This window comes from Arthrobacter sp. Y3223164, from assembly GCF_059091005.1.
This window is the reverse complement of the sequence record NZ_JBNHGF010000217.1, coordinates 1-4,856: the sequence shown is the minus strand read 5'-3', so window position 1 is coordinate 4,856 and position 4,856 is coordinate 1. Positions and strand designations below refer to the sequence as shown.

The window sequence follows — 4,856 nt, the reverse complement described above, 5'->3', positions numbered from 1 at the left end:
CGCCGTGCAGGTCCAGCGTCTCGATGCCGTGGCGCTCCGCCATTGCCCGCCGCTCCGCCACGGGGTCCACCGCGAGCACCCGGTAGCCGAGGTGCCGGCCGATCCGGGCGGACATCTGGCCGATGGGACCAAGGCCGAGCACGGCCAGGGAACCGCCCTCCGGTGGAGCCGCGTACTGCACGGCCTGCCACGCGGTGGGCACCACATCGGAGAGGTACAGGTAGCGCTCGTCCTCACCGGCGTGGGGCACCTTGATGGGTCCGTAGTCCGCGTGCGGCACCCGCAGGTACTCGGCCTGTCCGCCGGGCACCGAGCCGTAAAGCCGCGAGTAGCCCAGGAACTGGGCATTGTTGTTGTACTCGCGGACCTGGGTGGTCTCGCACTGGGACTGCAGGCCCTTTTGGCACATGAAGCAGTGGCCGCAGGAGACGTTGAACGGGATGACCACCCGGTCCCCGGCCTTGATGTGCGTGACGGCCGAGCCGACCTCCTCCACGATCCCCATGGGCTCATGTCCGATGATGTCGCCCTTGTCCATGAACGGAGTGAGCACCTCGTAGAGGTGCAGGTCGGAGCCGCAGATGCCGGTCGAGGTGATCCTCACGATCGCGTCCGTGGGCTCCTGGATCCGCGGATCCGGGACCTCCTCCACGCTGACCGAGCGCTTCCCTTGCCACGTCAGAGCCTTCATTGTCCTCCTTCTCAGGGCTGCCGCCCCGGACGGAACGACAGCATGCTGATCTTTCGGTCCAATCGACCCTAACACTGCACCAACGCGGTGGTCGAAGCGGGTATCGATCCCGGAAGGCGTCCAGGCCGAGGGGCATTTTTCATCAGTCCGACGGCAGGACGGCGTCCTACGAACCGACCAGGACGAAGACGTTGCCGTCGGGCGCACGCATCACGGCCACATGCCCCGACTCGGTGGCGAAGGGCGCCTCGATCCATTCCACTCCGCCGTTGGAAGACAGCTCCTCGTAGGCGCGCCGGACATCGCCCACGAAGACTTCGACCTCGAGGCGCCGGTTGTCGGGGTTGTCGCTGAGGACGAGTTCGGAACTGTTCCCGTCCGGAAAACGCATGCCCACCAGGGTCCATGCCAGTCCTGCCGGCGTCTTGCGGTTGATCCGCCAGGACTCCCGCATCCCGAGTCCGGCATAGAACCTGACGGAGGCCTCAACGTCGAGGGTCGGCATGCAGACGCATTCAAGCTTCATGATCATGGGCGGTGGCTCCTCGGAAGACCCGGTCGGGGCAGCGTCAAGCGCGATGTTTCCTCACCGGTTACTCCTCCTGGCTGCCCTGGGCCAGCAGCGCCGTCAGTTCCTGGGTCAGATCGGGGGAGACGGGGATTTCCTTACCGTCGATGCTCTTGACCGGGGCAAGCAGGCGGATGCTCGAAACCAGCCAGACGGCATCGGCTTCATAGAGGTCGTGCGGCTCCAGCGGGCCATAGCCCAGCTGCCACCCGGCGGCTTCTGCCGCCTTGAACAGCACCGACTGGGACGTGCCCGGCAGGATGCCGCTCTCCAGCAGCGGCGTCACCAGCGTCTTCACGCCGTCGCGCACCCGCGCCATCAGCACCGTGGACGTGGGCCCTTCCAGCACGCGGCCGTCGCTGGACGTGAAGATGGCGTCGTCGGCGCCGTTCTTGTGCGCATAACGCAGCGCCGCCATGTTGACCGCGTAGGAGAGAGTCTTGGCCCCCATGAGCAGCCACGGGGCGCGTTCGGCCAGCGAGCTGTCGTACCCGCGGTCGAGCAGCAGCACGGAAATGCCGTCGGTGCGCTGGCGCCGCCCTGCCGCCGGCGGCAGCGAGGCCTGAACCCAGGCCGTGGGTGTGGGTGCACCTTCCACGCCGCGGGTCACCAGCAGCTTGATTACCAGCTCCTCGGCCGGCGGGTGCTCGGCGATTGCCGTCGCGATGGCACGCTCCCAGGCGTCCGGGGAGGGAAGCTGCAGGTCCATGGCCCGGGCGGAGCCGGCAAGCCGGTCCAGGTGCGCCCGCAGCTTGCGCGGGACCCCGTTGACCGCCAGCAGGGACTCGAAGATGCCGTCTCCGCGGGTGGCCCCGAGATCGGTGGCCATCAGCTGGGGCCGGGAGGCATCTGCGACACGTCCCGCCTCGTGGGCAGGGTCCAAAAACACCAGAACTGTCATGGCTCCAGCTTAGTGAGTCCGCCCCCAAACGCCGGGTAGGCTGGGAGGATTGCGCCGGCACACGGCGGGAGGGGAGGAACAGCCGCGTGCTGTGGTCGTTTGCGGGGCTGGGCACATTCCCCGAGTGGGCCGTCGTGATTCTGGGCGTCGTGGATATGGCCATCCGCGTCATCGCCCTGGGCGTGATTCCCGGGAACCGCCGCCCCAATACCGCCATGGCCTGGCTGTTGGCCATCTTCTTCATCCCGCTGATCGGGCTGCTGCTCTTCTTCATGTTCGGCCGGTACCGCCTCTCGGAGCGCCGGATCGCCAAGCAGTCGGAGATCAACGGCCGGGTGTGGGCCGCCACCCGCAACCTCAAGGAGCCGACCAGCGAGCAGGAAGCCCCGGCCTGGGTGCATTCGGCTGCAGAGTTGAACCGGCGGCTCGGCGCCTTCCCCATGGTGGACAGCAACCACGTGGAGCTGTATCCGGGTTACGACGAGTCCATTGCCGCGATGACCGAGGCCGTGCGCGAGGCGCGTGAGTTCGTGAACATCGAGTTCTACATCATGAGCCGCGACGAAACCACCGGCAAGCTCTTCACCGCCCTGGAAGAAGCCGCCGCCCGGGGTGTCCGCGTGCGCCTGCTGTTCGACCACATCGGCACCCTCCGCGTCGCCGGCTACCGCAAGTTCCGCCGCTGGCTGGAGACCACCGACATCGACTGGCGCCGCATGCTGCCCGTGCTGCCGGTCCGGGGCCAGTGGCGCCGGATCGACCTGCGCAACCACCGCAAGATCCTGGTGGTGGACGGCCGGGTGGCGTTCACCGGGTCGCAGAACCTGATCGAGCCCGGCTACCGCCGCACGTCCAGCCATAAGATCGGCCGCAAATGGGTGGAACTGATGGCGCGCTACGAAGGGCCCATCGTCACGGCGCTGAACGTGGTGTTCGCCACCGACTGGTCCAGCGAAACCGACGACACGCTCGAAGGCGAGCTGTTCACCCCGGCCCCCTTCCGCGAGCCCGGCCCCATGACCTGCCAGGCCCTGCCCAGCGGCCCCGGCTTCGCAACCGAGAACAACCTGCGCTTGTTCAACACGCTCATCTACGCGGCGGTGGAGCGGCTGTCCATCTGCAGCCCGTACTTCGTGCCGGATGACTCGCTGCTCTATGCCATTACGACGGCGGCCCAGCGCGGCGTCGAGGTCGAATTGTTCGTATCCGAACGCGGCGACCAGTTGCTGGTCCATCACGCCCAGCAGTCCTACTATCAGGCGTTGCTGGAGGCCGGCGTGCGGATCTACCGCTACCCGAAGCCGCTGGTGCTGCACGCCAAGCACTTCACCGTGGACGATGAGGTCGCGGTCATCGGCTCCAGCAACATGGACATGCGCTCCTTCTCCCTGAACATGGAGGTCTCCGTCATGATGCTCGGGGACCACATCGTTGAGCAGGTCTCGGAGATCCAGGACAGCTATCGGGTCATTTCCCGGGAGCTCACGCTCGAGGAGTGGAGGCAGCGGCCCCGCTGGCAGCGCTACGTGGACAACGTGGCCAGGCTGACGGCCACGCTGCAGTAACCGGGCCCCGCTCGGGGCGGTGCTTGTTGCCCTCCATGAACGCCGCCAGGATCTGCCGCTTGAAGTCCGGCCGCGGGTGCGCCGCGGTGAACTGCGTTACTCCGGAAACGTTGCCCCGAGCGCCGAGAGCACCCCGTAGGCCTTGGCGCGGACCTCGTCCCATTCGTCTTCGGGCACGGAATCGGCCGTGATCGCGCCGCCAACGCCCAGGCTCAACCGGTTGCCGTCCATCACGAGGGTGCGGATCACCACGGACAGGTCCGCGGCCCCGTCCAGCGAAAAGTAGCCCACGGCACCCGAGTAGACGCCGCGCGGTCCGGTCTCCAGCCGATCCAGGATGTCCATGGTGCTGATCTTCGGGGCGCCCGTCATCGATCCGGCGGGAAAAGCAGCGGCCACGGCCTCCGCCCGCACCGCCCCGGGCAACAGCTGCGCGTCGATCGTGGACACCATCTGGTGCACCGTCGCGTAGGACTCTATGGCGCACAGCCGGCTGACCTGCAGCGAGCCCGGCACGGCAAAGTGGCTCAGGTCGTTGCGCAGCAGGTCCACGATCATGATGTTCTCGGCGCGGTCCTTGGCGCTGCCGGCGAGTTCCTCTACGACGGCGGCATCGGCGTCGGGATCCTGGAGGCGGCGGCGCGTGCCCTTGATCGGTTCGGCCCGCAGCCGGCCACGGGCGTCGAGGCCCAGGAACCGCTCGGGCGACGTGCTGGCCACGGTGAGCCGCCCGAACCGCAGGAGGCTGGCAAAGGGCGCGGGGTTGCGGCTGCGCAGGGCCAGGTAGGTGTCCAGCGGATCCAGCGGTTCCGCCGCAGTCGCCTGCAGCTCCGTGGTCAGGCAGACCTCGTAGGTGTTTCCCTCGGTGATTTCCGCCTGCGCTTCCCGGATTTTGGCCAGATAGGCCTCGCGCGTGTCGCGGGAACGGAATTCCGGCGCCTGTGGCGGCGCGGCCGGAGCCGGGGCGTGGCCGGCGGCCGGGGACAGTCCGCTGACCACCGCACCGGTAGCGGCGAGCCAAGCGTCGGCGTCGTCCCCCGCGGACGGGCCGGCCAACGCGAGGAGCCACGTGCACTGCCGCCCGTGGTCGAGTACGACGGCCCGGCCGGCGAACAGCAGAGCGGCATCCGG

The 4,856-nt window shown here is 68.1% G+C and carries 5 protein-coding genes; 1 reads left to right on the top strand and 4 read right to left on the bottom strand.

Annotated features, from left to right (window positions below; genetic code table 11):
• The 3 genes from AC5RUJ_RS11150 to AC5RUJ_RS11140 form a co-directional block, all read right to left on the bottom strand.
• A partial coding sequence (locus AC5RUJ_RS11150) for an alcohol dehydrogenase catalytic domain-containing protein (protein WP_494155869.1) occupies positions 1 to 691 on the bottom strand: 691 nt, incomplete at its 3' end.
• A 166-nt stretch (positions 692 to 857) separates the two neighbouring features.
• Complete coding sequence (locus AC5RUJ_RS11145) at positions 858 to 1,223, bottom strand: VOC family protein (RefSeq protein ID WP_494128925.1); 366 nt, start codon at positions 1,221 to 1,223, stop codon at positions 858 to 860.
• 61 nt (positions 1,224 to 1,284) lie between these two features.
• Positions 1,285 to 2,160 (bottom strand): aminodeoxychorismate lyase, encoded by an 876-nt coding sequence (locus AC5RUJ_RS11140; protein ID WP_494000702.1) that lies wholly within the window; start codon positions 2,158 to 2,160, stop codon positions 1,285 to 1,287.
• An 86-nt stretch (positions 2,161 to 2,246) separates the two neighbouring features.
• Here AC5RUJ_RS11140 and cls point away from each other — a divergent pair, with 86 nt between their 5' ends.
• Positions 2,247 to 3,725 carry a cardiolipin synthase gene (gene cls / locus AC5RUJ_RS11135; protein WP_494073988.1) on the top strand — a complete coding sequence of 493 codons (1,479 nt, stop codon included), beginning with the start codon at positions 2,247 to 2,249 and terminating at the stop codon, positions 3,723 to 3,725.
• Positions 3,726 to 3,821: 96 nt separating this feature from the next.
• Here cls and pabB read toward each other — a convergent pair.
• The coding region (pabB, locus tag AC5RUJ_RS11130) for an aminodeoxychorismate synthase component I (RefSeq protein WP_494155868.1) at positions 3,822 to 4,856 on the bottom strand (1,035 nt) is incomplete at its 5' end.